Raw genomic sequence first — 16,817 nt, 5'->3', positions numbered from 1 at the left:
CATACAAAGACCGCTAATTTAATGCTATTTATTGTTTAAGGCTTGTATTCCATTAAACTTAACACATATTCTATCTCAGACTCAGTGTCTTTCAATAAGGAATTTACAACGGTTTCAGAAAATGAATCTAAATGTTCAAATTTTATAGCAATTTTACTTAGAACAGTCATACCCGCCGTTGCCGCTGTACCATGCAATTTATGTCCAACACGATTTAAACCTTCAATATTTTGAGTATTAAAATTCAATTCCAGATTAGCCATAGCTTCTCTAAGTTGCTTTTTAACTAACATTAAAACTTCTTCTATATCTATTTTATCCTCGCCATAATACATTCGCAAATTTGTTCTATCAAAATGGTCAGATTGATCAATTACTGACTGGTTGATTGCATTCGAGGCAGAAAACTTCAACCATTTTTTCAAAATTAAAGCAATTGTTTCTTCAACGACGGGTTTTACTATAAAATCACTCATTCCAGCATCAATACATTTCTCCTTTTCCCCTTTCACATTTCCAGCCGTAAGGGCAATTATGGGAATCTCAGAAATCCCAGAAATTTCACGAATAGCTTCTGTAACCTCATAACCATTCATTTCAGGCATTTGAATATCCATAAATACCAGGTCTGGTAACTTATCTTTAAACAACAATATTCCCTCTAAACCATTTGTCGCTTCCAAAATTTCAGCATTAGGCAAAATGTTCCTAACAATCGTGCTGGTAAGATACATATTCACATCATTATCCTCAACGATCAAGATTTTCAAATGCTCATCAGAGGTTAATACAAAATGTGATTCTTCAGGGGTATCAATAATTTGCTCCCGAATATGTAGTCTGGATAACGCCGTATAGATATCTTCCATTCTCACCGGCTTAATAATTCTTTGACTTACAAAAAATTCATCACATAGTTTCCCAATATTGTCATCAGCAGAACTATGTAGTAAAATAATTGGTTGCTCTTCATGAGTGGAATAAAAACTATCCCTAATTTTTTTAACCGTATCTAATCCATCCATAAATGGCATGTGATAATCAATAATAATCACATCATATCTTTTCCCTTCAGATAGTAATTGAAGAGCTTCAAATCCGCTTTTTGCTTCCTGAACTTTAATATTCTTTAATTGTAAGATCTGGTTTAAAATAATTCGGTTGTTATCATTATCATCTACAATTAATACATTTTTAATGGCATCAATATTCGCCCATTCAATGGCATCCCCGATTAGAGATACTACCTTTAGATCAAAATGAAATGTACTTCCTTTTCCATAAAAACTCTCTAGTTTTAAGGTGCTGCCCATCATATTCAGCAATTTATTTGATATCGTCAGTCCAAGACCAGTACCACCATATTTTTTTGTTGTAGAAGTATCCTCCTGAGAAAACGCATCAAATATCTTACTCTGCTTCTCAGCTTTTATTCCAATTCCGGTGTCTCTTACACTAAATCGAATCGTTGATTGATCTTGTTCGGAATCAACCTGCTCTACTTTCAATTCTATTTCACCCTTCTCAGTAAACTTTGATGCATTACTTAATAAATTGATTAAGATTTGTTTCAATCTTATTCCATCTACCCATATAAACCTTGGAAGGTCAGGTGATAAATTAAGTAAAAGCTCTAATTTTTTAGATTGTATTTGATAATTTATAATACTTGTTACCTGAGTCAACATTTCATAAAGATCATACTTTTCGATATCCAGCTCAAGCTTTCCTGCCTCAATTTTAGAAAAATCCAAAATATCATTTATAATGCTGAGCAGAACATTTGCAGATTGATTAACGATGGATAAATACTGCTGTTGAGTCTGATTTAGTTTCGTTTTCAGAACAAGATCTGTGAAGCCAATGATGCCATTTAAAGGCGTACGTATTTCATGGCTCATATTGGCTAAAAACTCAGATTTAGCAATGCTACCTTGCTCCGCCAATAATTTAGCCTTTTTTAACTCCTCCCGTTGATGAATAATTTGAGAAATATCCTGTGTAAAAATCATAATACCTCCAATTTCATTTTCCTTAATATACCAAGGCCTCATTTCCCATGTTATAAATAAGTCAATATCGGAATCTGGCAAATGATAAATGTCTTCCTCTCCTTTCTCTATTGCTCCGTTAAGCACATTTCTATAACGTTGCAAATTTTGTTCAGACACTTCATGAAATAAATCCAGATGGGCAACTCCGATAATTTCCCTACCAGAGAGGTGATAATCTTCTATCCATTTATGACTAACTGCAACATATTTCATCTCCACATCAAGCATTGCAACAGCAGCGGGCGCATTTTCTACAAAAGCAGATAATCTTGCCTTCTCCTCCAGAAGCGCACTCTCTGCTTTTTTTCTCTCGGTAATATCTGTGGCTATGCCTAAGTAACCAACTACTTTATGCTCAAAGTCACGAATAGCTGTAACGACAAGTGAAACATTCAATAACGAACCTCCTTTTTTCACATAAGTCCATTCTCTTTGTTCAGAGCCATAAAGTTCTGGCTTTTCCACAAAGACTCTAAATCCCTCCACCGAGTAACCAAAGGTAGTCGTAAGCTCTACTTCCCTTTCTTCTATTTCTTCGATTTTGTGTATGAGTGCTGGCGTTTCTTTCCCAATCATTTCCTCGGCGCTATAGCCCAACATATTCTCTGCTCCCCGATTAAACACATTAATTAACCCAGAACCATCTGTTGCAATAATGCTCACTTCTGAAGCAGCATTTAATACATCATCCAATAGTTTCCTAGATCTATTGAGCTCTATTTCAGCCGCCATACGCAGGCTAATATCCTGAAATGTACCATATAATCTAATACATTTATGATCATGAAGCTCTGGATTTCCGATAGCGCGAACCCATAAATCAACTCCCTGTTCATTTACAATTTGCAATTCCAGATCCCAGGATTTACCTTTTTCTACCGCTTCCTGTATTGCAAGGGTAATCTTATCTTTACTCTCCCCTTCTCTATAAAAACTAATACCGCTGTTGATATCTGGTTGGTAATTCTTTGATACGCCATGAATTTCTTTAGTAATTTCAGACCAAGTTACCTCCTGGGTCAACAAATTATACTCCCATCCTCCTATCCTCGCTAGCCTATTCGTCCTTTCCAGCATTTCCTTGGTATGCTTAAGATCTTTTTCCAGATAATATTTTTCAGTAATATCAACTGCATTACCAATTACATATGGGTTTCCATCGGTGTCTTTCTCCAAAATATTATGAAACAACCAAATTCTGGAAACTCCTGACTTGGTAATGGTTCGCATTTCGCCTTTGACTGTTGATTTCTGCTTTATACCCTTTAAATAGTTTTTTAAAGCGACGTGGTCAATTGGAGGGACAATATCAAATAATCCCAGCTTGAGAAGTTCTTCGTTGGGATACTCAAGAATAGCTGCCCCGGCATCATTTACAGATAGAAAATGACCATTAAGATCATGAGTACACATCAATCCTTGCGAATTCTCGAAAAAGACACTTAGCTTATGTTCACTTAGAATTAATTGTTCTTTTTTTTCCGTCTCTTCAGTAACATCTCTGCCAATAGCATAAAGGTAGCCTGTGTCTTGTTCGATGGAAGCTTCCCACTGCAAAATCCTAAATTGATTTTCCGAAGTCCGAAAGCGGTGTGTGAAACCAATTGAACTTTGATTTAAATTCAGCAACTTCAATTCCTGCTTTGTATATTCCAAATCCTGAGTATCTATTAAATCGAAAAATGATACATTTTCTAAAGAAAACACATCCCACCCAAGCATATTTTTGAATGCCGGATTTATCTTTTTAAAGATTCCATTTCTATCTGTAATACAAAGTATATTATCAGAAAGCTCAAAAAGCTTTTCAAAATTCTTAAACTCCTCTCTTTTCCTTTTATCTACAATTAAAGCTATTACTTCTTCACTTAAGATTTGTAAAGCTTGTCTTTGAAATGCACTTAATGTCCTGGGTATGCGATCTATTACACATAGAGTACCTAGTGCAAAACCATGAGGATCAATTAGTGGGTAGCCTGCATAGAATCTGATATTAGGATCCCCAGTAACAAGCTTATTATTTTTAAACCGTTCATCGAGACGCGCATCTTCTACTTCCATTATTCCTTCATCCAGAATTGCGTATCTGCAAAAAGCCAAATCGCGGGGTGTCTCATGAACATCCAGTCCTGTCTTTGATTTAAACCACTGCCTATCTTTATCAATTAGCGATATTAGTGATATCGGGGTTTCACAAATCAAAGAAGCCAGTTTTGTAATTCGATCGAAATCTTTATCATTAGATGAATCCAGAATTTGATATTCATTTAATGCCTTTATACGTTCAGATTCGTTTTCTGGAACTGGATTGTTTTTCATCTGGGAACTTATTAACTTTAATTAAACAATTGATCCTGTAAGATATAATCGCTCGTTTAAGGGATACAGGAACTGATCACCAGGATAACTTTTTACTTTCTAAGGGTACATTGAATATAAGGACTAAAAACGAATCATCATATCTTTTTTAACCTTTAATTTTTTAACTTTAACAAACACACCGTCCATAATCTGATATTGTGAATTTTAATAATCCATATTTTTTTTTCAATGACGATTATATTTAGTAACGCTGCGTTAGCCCAAACTGAACTTTCAGCAGGTGATACAATTTACATATTATTTATTGAGTGCTTTAACTACCTTATCAATAACAATGTCCAGGTGATCGATTAATCCTTCTAATTTGCTAGACTTACCATATTCGATAGCTGAAGATTCAATCTCCAAAATTTCATCTTTCAAACTGACTATACCCATAGCATCAATTGAAGGTTTAATGCGATGGGCAACTTTACTTATTTTTTGATAATCTCCATCATGATAGGCAGACCTGATATCCCCGATAGCTGTTGGAGTTTGCTCTGTAAAAAGCCTTACCATTTTGTCAACAAAACCCTGGTTTCCTCTTGCAATAACATGTAATTGAGATAAATCAAAAAGTGGCAAGTTAACCTTCTCTTGGACATCACCATCCTCCCCCTTTAGTGCTTTTTTAGGCAACCATGAAGCAACAATTCTTAAGAGTTGGCTCTCGTCAAAAGGTTTTGAAAGATAGTCATTAAAACCAGCGTCTAAACACTTTTCATTGTCCCCTTTTAAGGCCAAAGCCGTCAAAGCAATAATAGGAGTTTTGTTTAAAAGCTTATTTCTTATAATCTTAACAGCCTCCATTCCATCCATTATTGGCATTTGAACATCCATAAGTACCAAATCATAACTATGTTGTTGTAATTTTTCTATTGCATCAACCCCATTTATAGCTTCTTCACAATTTACATTATAGGCTTGAAGTATAGTAGAGGCTAAAAGCCTGTTAATTTCATTATCATCCGTAACTAAAACTTTTCGACCTGAAAAAACTCGAACATCTATTTCATCTTCTGATTTATCAGGTAAAGACTCCTCAGTCCCTTTCTCTAGCTTTAAAGTGAAGGAGATTGAACTACCTACATTTTTTTTGCTTTCCACCTCTATTTCACCGGCCATAAGTCCTATCAACTCTTTACTTATGCTCATTCCAAGGCCAGTCCCACCATATTTTCTAGTTACCGTATCATCCTCTTGTGAGAACTTATCGAAAAGACGGATTTTAAACGCTTCATCCATTCCAATACCTGTATCACTAACAGTCACTTTAATCCTTTGCCATAACTGCGAATCTTCTACTACTATAAAATTAATATCTACTGTTCCTTTTTGGGTAAACTTAATTGCATTACTGACTAGATTAAGTAAAACCTGATTAATACGATGAGGATCCCCAATAAGAATTTTAGCCAAATTACTATCAATATAAGAACTGACTAGCTTAATTCCTTTTTCCTCTGCCTTATGGGTCATGACTTGTAAAACCCGGTCAACAACTGCCAATGGAACGAAACCAATATTCTCTAGTGTTAATTTGCCTGAATCAATTTTAGTAAGATCCAATATATCATTAATAATAATCAGCAAACTATCAGCAGCAGAATTAATAGTATTTAGAAAAAAAAGCTGGTTTGAAGCTAAATTTGTTTTTTTGAGCTGATTTGCCATACCTAAAATTGCGTTCATAGGAGTACGGATCTCGTGGCTCATATTTGCAAGAAACATTTCCTTAGCTAATGTTGAAGCCTCTGCTTGTTCTTTGGCACGAATTAAATCTAACTCTAGCTGCTTTTGTTGGGTAATATCAAGATGGATACCTATTGAACCAACCAAATCATTTTGATCATTATATCTTGGCGCTCCGCTTATTAACCACCATCTGCCTTCCCCCTTTTTAGAATGAACGAAAATTTCATAGGTATCAGATTTTCCGTTTCTTCTTAGTTTGTTTTTTTCTTTCAGCGTATTTTTTGAATGTTGAGGAAACGCCAATACTACTGAAGCTTTAGTTCCTAGTAATTCTTCAGGTTGATATCCGCTCATTTTACAAAAACTCTTATTCACATATTGTATAACCTCATCGTTGTCCACCTCCATTAATCCTAAATTCATGTTAGCAAGAATTCCTCGATATTTTTCTTCCTTAATTTTTAAGGCCTGTTCCGCATTCTTTCTTTTGGCGATCTCTTCATGCAAATGTTCTGCAATAATTAAAAGATCATCGCTATTATTTTTTACTTCAACGTTCTCAAAAATCCCAACTGCATCTTTAAGTTTACTAACGGACATTTTCTTAACATCCAGTTCATACTTAAGCTTTTTATTGAGTTCTTCGTACTCTTCTTCACTAATATTAAAAGCTCTTTCAGCGAGTTCATTATCTCGTTCAAAGGCACGATATGAATCATTTACTGCCTGTAAAAAATTCTCAATGGCCGGAAATTCCTGCAAATCTAAGGGCAGATATTTGTTAACCTGCTTCAAAAGTAGTTTATGATAATTCATAAAATGAGGTTATGGTCATAGTTTGATTGTGTAATTGACAACCGCCGCCATGATTAAACGGCGAAATCTCCCCGTAAGCATAGAATCCAGCCAAGGGGGTTTGATTGCCGAATACCTCACTTACGGCCTCCAGCTCTTCTTCCGTCCTAGGTCCTAGGATAAGCTTACGCCCAACACAGCTGATTAAAAGCGAGAAGTCGGGGGCTTTCTGTCCTTCTTTTAGCGTCATTATTGCCGCTGTGGCTGCCGCAGCTGTTAACCTATCAAAGTTCCCTTTCATGAACTTAACCTTTGAGCCTACCGGAACATCACCAGCAAAGGTCATGCTTTTATTTTGTTCATCAATAGAGAGGATAGTCCTTACAACCGGGTTATCCATTCCTGGAATCGTTACTGAGAGCGGAAACAACAACGAGGAGCCTGGCAGATTTTCAGCATCGTGGCCTAGATACTTTTTATAAAGATCTAAAGCGTTAACTCCATCAATCTCGAACAAAACATTCGATACAGATCTTGTGATCACCTTTTCAAGTCCAAAAGTATCCCAACCACCTTGCGAACCATGAGTAACTAATAGATTTGATCCATAAAAACCGATTACTACAATCTCTCCCTCCTTAGGCTGCTCATTTAATCCAACTAAAGTAGAAATAAAATTGGCTCCATCACCAGCAAGGCCACCAGTAATCAGCAATTGATGTTCAACTCCGTCATTAAGCCCTTTAACCAACTCACTGCCATTAACCAAACTTCCATCAGAAAAAACCATAACATACAACAGTTTCTCTTTTGATAATTTACCCATTAAACTAATTGCCGCATCGTAACTGTTGGAAAAATGTTGAATACGAACAGATGCAGTCTGAATTGAACATTCATTAAACTCGAAGGCCGCAACACAAAGAGAATTTTCATTTACCGTATTTCCAAAAATTTCACCAGCGGTACTACACATCACGATCTCTGCGTTTGGAAACCGAGCCTTTATTTTCTTGTATATCCCTTCGGACTTTAATACTTCTTTTCCGGAGAAACACAATGCAAGTTTAATATCAGACAAAACAACAGGCTTATTTAGCGGATTCGATTTCCACTGACCGCCCTCATATTGATAAAGTGAAACATTCATAATTAATCAGGTTTTTACTTAAAGTAACAATAAGGTAGATACTGGTTTGTGGACCATTATATAGGTTTTTCGACAAACGCCATAAATGGCTAAATAAATTTAATGAAAAAACAGAATATTTTTCTCTAAAAAGAAGTTTATTCCAAATGATATTGTGAAACCCAGTTTAAACAGGTAACTTCCTATTAAATATAAGACTGATCATTATAAATCACGATGAGAAAAACATCATACCCTAAAGTTAAACAACGTTTACAACATGAAAAATTACGCTATTATTGTTCCTTGCTACAATGAAGAAAAAAGGTTCCCTTATGCAGATTTTCTTGCTTTTGCTCAAGACCATCCCGAGGTTTTGCTCTGCTTTGTGAACGATGGAAGTAAAGATAAAACGTATTCAGTACTTCTAGCTATACAATATGCCTGCCCTCAAAACATATGTGTTTACAATTTGAAGCAAAATGGAGGCAAATCGGAAGCGGTTAGACAAGGAATGCTTCATATACATAAAAACTTTAAATCAGAGCTTATTGGATTTTTGGATGCAGACTTAGCTACCAAACCGGAAGAATGGCTTGACATGGCCAGATATAAAGAAAAACTCCCCCAATTTGGTGCAATTGTAGGAAGCCGGATTCAGAGACTGGGGGCAAGTATAGTGAGGGATGACAACCGTTCTCTTTTTAGCAGTTTAGTTAAAAAATTTATTCGTGTAATCCTGAAAACCCCTTTTCAGGACACACAATGCGGTGCTAAAATTTTTCAGCGTAATCTGGTTCCGTTCCTTTTTAAGGCTCCCTTCATGACTCCTTGGCTTTTCGATGTTGAAATTTTCCTTCGTCTCCAAAAAAAATTCGGCAAAACAACTCTACAAAAAGGGGTATTAGAATTCCCACTGATGAATTGGACGGAAGTAGGAGATTCACGATTAACGATGAAGCACGCCATAAGAATCCCAATCCAACTCATGAAATTATACTATCAATACCATCTGCAAGGAGATCAAAAAAAATAACCAACAAAATTTATCATTGCAGTTCCTTATCTCATAATTAAAATAAATACTGTTGGACACTTCGAATAACAACATATGGACGGATTATTTGGGGAAGAAATTCTTGCTCGTGGCCATGTCGCTGGCCCTAATTACCCATGGTGTTATAATCTACTTCACTCTTCCCAAGACCTACGACGCCTACGTTCACATTTTTTTTGCAGATCATTATTCTAGATTTTGGTTTGAGCCATGGGAATATAGATGGTATACTGGCTTTTTAACCATAAGCTACCCCCCTTTGGTACACCAAATGATCGCCTTGATCAGCAAAATATTTCCACTTAAAGTATCTTTCTGTATTTACGCCATCACCATCTTGCAAATCTTAATAGTTGGCGTCTATAGGTTTAGTAAGTTATTTTTTGATAAAGCGACTGCTGGTATAGCAGCCTTATTAGTAGTGTTGCTAAGCTCAATTGTTGAAACCTTACACGTTTTTGGTCAAATGCCAACATTGACAGGACTTGCATTTCTTTTGAACGCACTGCCATTTCTATATCAATATCTTTGTAAAGGAAAAACTATCTATCTGGTGATGGCGCTCAGCTTTTTTGCTGTAGTGATTAGTTCTCATCATGTAACTGCCATTTTTGGTGTGGCATTTTTTGTAGCCCCTACAGTCTTCATGGCCTTGTCTGATGGACTTAATGAGAGTCAGGAAAAGAAAAACCTCTTTAAATATTTGTACACTATTTTAGTTGCCGCAATAAAAAAGTACAAAAAACTCTTTATTTTTGGCGCTTTGATGATCCCTCTTGCTGTTGGATTAATCTTTCCCTACTGGTACTGGAGCAAAACGGATCCTATAACCCAGGTCTCCATACCTCACGGCTCCAGGGATAATTTCTTCTTAAAGCCTTCTTCGGGCATTGTTTTTTATATTATTCCTCTTACTCTAATTTTCGCCTTACTTCCCTCTACACTCTATTCTTTATTTAAGCAAAGACGTTTTTTGGGCTGGACCGTTTCCTTTCTTTTGTGTTTACTATTAGGAAGCGGGGGCACAACACCACTTCCTAAAATGATTCTCGGCGCAAATGCGTTCAATATTCTAACATTGGATCGATTTGGCTTCTGGGCATCTATAATAGCCATACCATTCATGGCTAAGTTTATCTATTCCTTTATTTCAGGTGGAGCCAGATCCTTCTGGATTAGTCGCTTTAGTTCAAAGAACCATTTCCTATTGTCTGGATTAACAGGGATTTCTTACTTTTTATTTCTTATTTTCATCTTCCACCTGTCTAGTTTCCGGCCACTCCAACCAAAAGAAATTGAAATTGAGCCTATCGTAAATTTCATGAACAGGGATGATCATATCAGATGGAGGTTTTTAACTTTAGGATTCGGTGACCAAATGGCCTGGCTTAGCGCAAACTCTCTTGCCGCGTCTGTAGACGGGAATTATCATTCGGCACGTAGATTACCAGAACTCACTACTCGGCCGGTAGAAAGGTTAGAAAACGCAAAATTTTCAGGAAACTACGGTTTAGCGTCACTAAGCGATTTTCTCACTGAAGCTGAAAAATACAGTTTAAAATACGTTTTTAGTAACGACAGGTATTATGATCCCTTATTATATTATACAGGCTGGAGCAGAACAATAAGATTAGAAAATGGGATTATGGTCTGGGAAAGGGGTAATGTTTCTACTATTCAACCTACCCCTCCAAAAAAACTTTCCAGATTACTAAAATATATGTGGGGTATAATTCCTTTGAGCAGTCTGGTTATAGCCTCCTTATTAACGATCCTTTATCTAAAAAAATACAAAGAGCAAGATTATCTCATCCCAGCTCTAAAAAATCAGGATTATTATCCTAAATTAATAATTTATAGCTCCTCGTTATTACCTGTAGTTTTTTTTAGCTGTTTTATGATAAAACAGATTTATGAGCTTCTTTTGGTTAGAGAACAAAAAGATCCTGTAACAGCAGTTTTAAACTATTATAACAATCTCGATTTTCAAAGGTTCGAAAATGCATTTCATTTTTTTGAGCCTTCTCCCACATATCCCCTTGATCAGTATTTACTCGAAAAATCAGTTAGTGATGGTGGTCTTCTACCCTCTTATGCCAAGCTCGATAGCATACATGTAAAAACGATCAGGACAACCAAAGATAGTGCCTTTTGTTCCATTTTCACGAGATGGAATACTTCGCTAGGATTTGAATCAAAAACTGACTCTATGAACCTTGTTCTTAGGAATAGCAAATGGTATATAATACCTCCAAAATTTAAAATTCAGATCCCTGCTGAGCAAATGAGAAGTTACAATTACGTTCTTTTCAAAAAAATGGGAAAGCGGGTAATCAGTAGCTTTCCAACTGTTAAAGATGACCGGATAAAAAAGCCATTTGCTCAGTTTATCCAAACGAATCTAATTAGAAATGGGAAGGAAAATTCTATTACCGGAGAAATATTGAATGCCGACGATATCCCGATCAATATTTCACTTAAAGTTCTGGTTCGCTATCAAAACGAGTTGGTAAAGACCTTTTATCCTCAAACTGTATTTCAATACAATTTATCTCCTAAATCCAGTACCTATTTTAATATCACTTTAGATAACACCAAAGCAATGGATTCACTTAAAGTTCAATCTATTGAACTATATGCAGAAACTGATGTAAGTGAAAGAGGCTATATCCATGGAGGCGCACCAAGCTATACAGTCAAGCTCCTTACATCTGATAAAGTCCAAATTGAAACTAAGATCTATGACGAATTAACTACTTCAATTAATATTCCTGCTATACTTATCGCGGAAAAAGACGAGTCTGGAAAAATATGGCAAAGTCAGTTGTTAATTCATAAGACTGCTATAAGAAGTGGTTTGTCAGCTACTTTTCAAAATAACGTTCAAAAAATACAGCATAGGGCTATCGCTTTAACTCAAGTTCCTTTATCTGTTTTCATAAACGGCCAAAAGCGTAGTATTCCGCCAATTCTACAAGATGAATTGGCAACAAAAAATAAAGGAATTGTCGTGTTGCCGCATTGTTTCATGTCAGAAGAATTTTATTTGCAATGAGAACCCTGTCATTATATATAGCCTTACTATTGTTCTTTTACGGTTGTAAAAGCACTACACTGGATAAGCCCGAATGGCTTGAACAAAATGACACTCTATTTGTTCCAAATTTTAACCTTGTTTTTTTGACAGATACAGACTGGAATATCACCTTACAAACCTTTATTCAGCCGATAGAACTGAAAACCAGAAAAGAAAAAGGAAAAATTATCGCTAATCTGCCACTCATAAATGGCTTGACTGAGGGACCTGGCTGGATACGACTTTCTAAAAACAAAACTTATTTTGATTATCCAGTTATTATTAAAAACAGACTACCATTAGACAAATTAAAAAAAATATACCGCTCTCCAAAAACTGTAAATCCAGACTCCAATCTCAATCAACAAAGCATTAACTATAGCACGGATCAATATAGTAATCTGTTATTAGTAAACAAAAATTATTTCTTTGAAGAACAACTTCATTTAAATTCAAAAACCGGGACATATTACGCTATAGATAAAGATGCACTGTCGACCTATTACGTACAATCAGGCACCTGCGAATACATCCCGATAAAAATGAAAGAGAGAAATAAAGATAATTATATAATTAAAATTGGCCCACTTACAGACCAATACCAGAATATCCTGGCAGATGGTACAATGATAAAGATCTTGTGCTGGGATGCCAAAAGTACATTTAGTATGCAGGCTTACTCTTTGCGAGGAATTGCCAATGTTTCTATTCCAATTTCACATTCTCGAAATTACCTTTTTATGGCACAGATTAATCGCGTCAATTCGTCTATCATTAACCTGAATCAATAATATGAGAATCCTATATGGACTTATGGTAGCCGTTATTGTGCTTTTTCTTTTTTTAAAAGGAGACCTACAGGAAAGGAAGGGTGAATTGCCTGTCTTTATGAAAACAGATGAAATTAGTCGCCTGCACCAATCAAAAATTAACATAAATATCAAAGCAACGTATCGGCCATCAAACTTCAACCTAAAAAAATTAAAAGAGGATTACAACAACCTATGGGCTCATTTAAATCATCTTTATCAGACAAATGATGTTGAAGCAGGAAAAGAATATTATACGGAAAACTGGTTTAAATTTATCTGTAATAACAGGCAAACTCCAAAATCAACAGTAAATATCAGAACGGATTCAATACACCATTTAAACATACTTAACTGGTCTAGCGATCAGTTGGTCTGCACCGCAATTGACAGTAATATTATACTTAAGTACGAAAAACCAGAGCGTCGCGAAAAAGTAACAATCGCATTTGTCCTTCTGTTCCAGGGCGATCATTGGCGTCTTGATGCACTACGTATTATAAATATTCAACCGTTTTAACCCTTAAATCATCGCTTTATGAAACTTGCATTTGTTACACCCTATCCACCTAGCCAGGTTACACTAAATGAGTATGGCTATCATCTTATCAAGAGTTTTACAGAAAAGAAGGAAATAGAAAAGATTTATGTCCTAACAAATCATCTGGAAAATGACGAAGAATATAGCCGTTACGAATTGAAAGGTATTGAAATTGTACCTTGCTGGAACTTTGACGGATGGAGTAACTTTTTGAAAATACGCAAGGCTTTAAAAAAAATAAAGCCAGACGCGGTAATTCTAAACCTCCAATTTATGACATTTGGAGGGAATAAGATACCAGCCGCATTAGGTTTGCTTACCCCCTGGATGTGTAAAATACTGCAAATCCCATCTGTTGTAATCTTACATAACATTACAGAAACAGTAAAACTAGATACCATCGGGATGGCTAATTCTAAGTGGAAAACCAAACTTTTTCTTAGAATTGGAGAACAGCTAACTAAGTTTATTCTCAAAGCAAACGTAGTTGGTGTTACCATATCGCAATATGTAGAGATTCTTCGCACAAAGTATAAGGTAAATAACATAGTTCTTCTTCCCCACGGCAATTTTGAATTACCAGTAAGAGTATATTTAAATGAGCCACTGACTTCTATTAATTTAATGGCCTTTGGCAAGTTTGGAACTTATAAAAAGGTTGAAGTCATGCTAGATGCCACCTTAATACTTGAACAAAAATATCCACAGTATAAATTTATTGCTACTGTAGCGGGCTCAGATAACCCCAATGTTACTGGATATCTTAACGGTGTTAAAGAAAAATACAAAGAGATGAAAAATGTTATTTTTAATGGATATATACCTGAAGAAGAGGTAGCAAAGATATTCCAAGACAGCACTTTTATCATATTTCCATATACCACCACCACCGGTAGTTCAGGCATACTTCATCAGGCTGGTAGTTATGCCAGGGCCTGTATTCTCCCAAAAATTGATGATTTGGAACGTGTAGTTGAGGAAGAAGGCTACGGTGGAGCCTACTTTATAACCGATGATGCCCAAAGTATGGCTGACGCTGTAGGAAAGCTATTGAATGACCCTGAGGAACGACAAAGAATTGAAGACCAGAATTATGCAGCAGCAAAGGGTCTGCCAATGAACGAGCTCGCTGAATGGTATATCTCACATATTAAATCAATGACAGCTAAATTAAACTGACATGATAAAGCAAATTATCAATTATTTTTTAAGATTATTTTATCCTCTTTTTAGAAGATTCATGCCATACATGGTTTATGCCTACCTGGCAGTAGGAGCAATAAATACACTTTTAAACATTCTTTTATATGCTTGGTTTTACCTTTTTATAATTCCCAAATCTGGCCTAGTTATCGATGGATTTACTATTGCTTCCTATACGATAAGCTTAGTACTTGCCTTTCTGATAACAGTTCCAACCGGGTTTTGGCTTGCTAAAACCTTTGCATTTGAGGAGGCTAAAAAACTTAAGGATGATTCCGCAAAGAAACTAGGAAAATACTTCCTGGTTGTTCTTCAAGGACTTGGGAGTGAATACCTTATTCTAACAGGATTAATTATATTTTTAAATCTTGATCCAACAGTCGCAAAGTTTATATCTACAGCTATAGTACTTACGTTTAACTACTTTCTGCAAAAACATTTTACATTTAAAAATGCAAGCAAGTGAGCTACCATCGCCATGCTAATCGTAAAGTATACCAGTTAAACCGATATCCTGTACCTGTACTCGAGGCTACATTGCTGGTCTGATATTTAAATGCCGTTTCAAAATGGTTTAGCCTCATCCCAATTTCCGGCTGAAATCGAAATGCACTTTCCCAGGATAGTTTTTCAATTTTTTGAAAACCTGCTCCAGCTTGCACCTGAAGATAAAACTTGGAAAGTGCAGGGAGAGGTGTCGTATAGTCTGCAAAAACTTCTGAGCTCAAATATCGATTCGGAGAAAAGTAGTATTGTATGCTATTATCCTTGTAGTGAAGAGCTGAAAAATTCAAGCCGGCTTTAAGTGTTGGTTCAGTTCGGAAAAGGTGGTACAGTGACCCAAAAAACTGATTACTCACATTGTCATCTGATAAAAAACCAATAGTGCCCTGCGAATAGAAACCATTCCTACCATTTAACATTAAGTGGGTAACGTATCCAAAACTACTACTCCTGATATTTTGTCCCAACAAAGAAGCAGTGTAATTTAAAATATCTGAACTATAAAATAATCCAACCATTTTTCGATCATTTGGTTGGTATTGAATGGTCTGCTTTCCGGTTAAGCCATAAAAGCCCTTAGTTCCTTCTGGCTGAATACGTTGTAAGTGTAAATCAGAAAGACCTGTCCAGGCTTTACTCCAGCGTTCTGAAATGGTTAGATGTATAAACTCAGCATTCGTTTTCTGATTTGGAAATGAAGTTATTGATGATACCCCTGCCCTAAGCCCAAATGTATAGACATGTCCTTCCCCCTGTTGCCACCAAATGGCATTTTCAATTCTTACATTTTTGGCAATATCTTCAAAATAAGCAAACTCTGTTCCGACTCCCTGACGCCTTATTCCTTTATATTTCTGAATAAATTCATGATATTCATTTGGAGAAAACAGTGTACTGTCTTTTTTCATAAGTTCAATTGATGCCTTAAATTGCTTCTTACCGAGAAGGACTTCAGCATATTCCTTCCTATAGAATTTATTCAAAAACTTGGTATTTAGACTATCATAATAGAGGATTCCCTTCTTGTAGTTACCTGAAGTGGTGTAAAGCCTCGCTTTAAGTACCAAGATCTGATCAGGCTTAAGAAGCTGGTTTTGCTTTTGTAAAAAATCTGAAGCTTGTTTAGTTTGTATATTCCATAACATCGCGTTAAAATAATTCACCACAGCATTAGGATTAATTTTGTCACCCTCCCATGCTATTTTAGCATAATGTAATGCCTTTGACGGATGATGGGCCATAAACAAAGCGTACGAGAGATTAATCCTGGTAATCGTCGGTTCATAATTCAAAGATAATAAAGCCTGATAAGTCGTCACTGCCTTAGAGAAAGATTTATTTTGCAGCAGGAGGTCACCTTTAAATAAAAGGGCGGCAGCATCTTTAGGCTGCCCCTGAAGAATACTGTCTAACTGCATAAGTGCCCCTGTGAAATTTTCATCTTTCCTGAGCTTTAAAGCATTTTGTATAAAAACTTCTCTTTGCTCAGCTGTAAGCGGCGCAGTTCTTAATGGTGTCTGTGTTTTCCCTACCCAGGGGAGAAAAAACAAGAGAAATATTACATAAAACTTATTGTTGTTCATAACTCTT

The 16,817-nt window shown here is 35.9% G+C and carries 10 protein-coding genes; 6 read left to right on the top strand and 4 right to left on the bottom strand.

The window, feature by feature from the left end:
- Positions 1-35: 35 nt before the first annotated feature.
- The 3 genes from HDE68_RS04265 to HDE68_RS04255 all read right to left on the bottom strand — a co-directional run bounded on the left by HDE68_RS04265 (position 36) and on the right by HDE68_RS04255 (position 8,058).
- Positions 36-4,373, bottom strand: a complete 4,338-nt coding sequence (locus tag HDE68_RS04265; RefSeq protein WP_183879242.1) for a PAS domain S-box protein — start codon at positions 4,371-4,373, stop codon at positions 36-38.
- Positions 4,374-4,673: 300 nt separating this feature from the next.
- Positions 4,674-6,929 carry a response regulator gene (locus HDE68_RS04260; RefSeq protein WP_183879240.1) on the bottom strand — a complete coding sequence of 752 codons (2,256 nt, stop codon included), beginning with the start codon at positions 6,927-6,929 and terminating at the stop codon, positions 4,674-4,676.
- Positions 6,916-8,058, bottom strand: a complete 1,143-nt coding sequence (locus tag HDE68_RS04255) for an FIST signal transduction protein (protein ID WP_183879238.1) — start codon at positions 8,056-8,058, stop codon at positions 6,916-6,918. Before HDE68_RS04255 ends, HDE68_RS04260 begins: the two co-directional genes overlap by 14 nt.
- Before the next feature lie 259 nt (positions 8,059-8,317).
- Between HDE68_RS04255 and HDE68_RS04250 the strand changes: the two genes are divergently transcribed.
- The 6 genes from HDE68_RS04250 (at position 8,318) to HDE68_RS04225 (ending at position 15,189) form a co-directional block, all read left to right on the top strand.
- Positions 8,318-9,073 carry a glycosyltransferase gene (locus HDE68_RS04250; protein ID WP_183879236.1) on the top strand — a complete coding sequence of 252 codons (756 nt, stop codon included), beginning with the start codon at positions 8,318-8,320 and terminating at the stop codon, positions 9,071-9,073.
- A gap of 52 nt (positions 9,074-9,125) precedes the next feature.
- Positions 9,126-12,149: a hypothetical protein gene (locus HDE68_RS04245; RefSeq protein WP_183879234.1), complete on the top strand. Its 3,024-nt coding sequence runs from the start codon at positions 9,126-9,128 to the stop codon at positions 12,147-12,149.
- Between the two features lie 125 nt (positions 12,150-12,274).
- A complete protein-coding gene (locus tag HDE68_RS04240; RefSeq protein ID WP_183879232.1) occupies positions 12,275-12,961 on the top strand; it encodes a hypothetical protein in 687 nt (228 codons plus the stop codon).
- A 1-nt stretch (position 12,962) separates the two neighbouring features.
- Positions 12,963-13,499: a hypothetical protein gene (locus HDE68_RS04235; protein WP_183879230.1), complete on the top strand. Its 537-nt coding sequence runs from the start codon at positions 12,963-12,965 to the stop codon at positions 13,497-13,499.
- An 18-nt stretch (positions 13,500-13,517) separates the two neighbouring features.
- Positions 13,518-14,699, top strand: coding sequence for a glycosyltransferase (locus HDE68_RS04230; protein WP_183879228.1), 1,182 nt, complete (start codon positions 13,518-13,520; stop codon positions 14,697-14,699).
- A gap of 1 nt (position 14,700) precedes the next feature.
- Complete coding sequence (locus HDE68_RS04225) at positions 14,701-15,189, top strand: GtrA family protein (protein ID WP_183879226.1); 489 nt, start codon at positions 14,701-14,703, stop codon at positions 15,187-15,189.
- 1 nt (position 15,190) lies between these two features.
- On the opposite strand, the gene HDE68_RS04220 is transcribed toward HDE68_RS04225, so the two are convergent.
- The gene (locus HDE68_RS04220) at positions 15,191-16,810 is read right to left on the bottom strand and encodes a cellulose synthase subunit BcsC-related outer membrane protein (RefSeq protein WP_183879224.1); all 1,620 of its coding nucleotides are present in this window, start codon (positions 16,808-16,810) and stop codon (positions 15,191-15,193) included.
- Between the last annotated feature and the right edge of the window lie 7 nt (positions 16,811-16,817).

This window comes from Pedobacter cryoconitis (assembly GCF_014200605.1).
GTDB classification, from domain to species: Bacteria; Bacteroidota; Bacteroidia; order Sphingobacteriales; family Sphingobacteriaceae; genus Pedobacter; species Pedobacter cryoconitis_B.
Note: the sequence above shows the minus strand (reverse complement) of the source record. Positions and strands in the feature narration are given on the sequence as shown.

Excerpts from the sequence above, each read along its gene's own strand:
- HDE68_RS04255 (WP_183879238.1), bottom strand. The coding sequence starts at position 8,058 with ATGAATGTTTCACTTTATCAATATGAGGGCGGTCAGTGGAAATCGAAT.
- HDE68_RS04225 (WP_183879226.1), top strand. The coding sequence starts at position 14,701 with ATGATAAAGCAAATTATCAATTATTTTTTAAGATTATTTTATCCTCTT.
- HDE68_RS04250 (WP_183879236.1), top strand. The coding sequence starts at position 8,318 with ATGAAAAATTACGCTATTATTGTTCCTTGCTACAATGAAGAAAAAAGG.
- HDE68_RS04235 (WP_183879230.1), top strand. The coding sequence starts at position 12,963 with ATGAGAATCCTATATGGACTTATGGTAGCCGTTATTGTGCTTTTTCTT.
- HDE68_RS04265 (WP_183879242.1), bottom strand. The coding sequence starts at position 4,373 with ATGAAAAACAATCCAGTTCCAGAAAACGAATCTGAACGTATAAAGGCA.
- HDE68_RS04260 (WP_183879240.1), bottom strand. The coding sequence starts at position 6,929 with ATGAATTATCATAAACTACTTTTGAAGCAGGTTAACAAATATCTGCCC.
- HDE68_RS04230 (WP_183879228.1), top strand. The coding sequence starts at position 13,518 with ATGAAACTTGCATTTGTTACACCCTATCCACCTAGCCAGGTTACACTA.
- HDE68_RS04220 (WP_183879224.1), bottom strand. The coding sequence starts at position 16,810 with ATGAACAACAATAAGTTTTATGTAATATTTCTCTTGTTTTTTCTCCCC.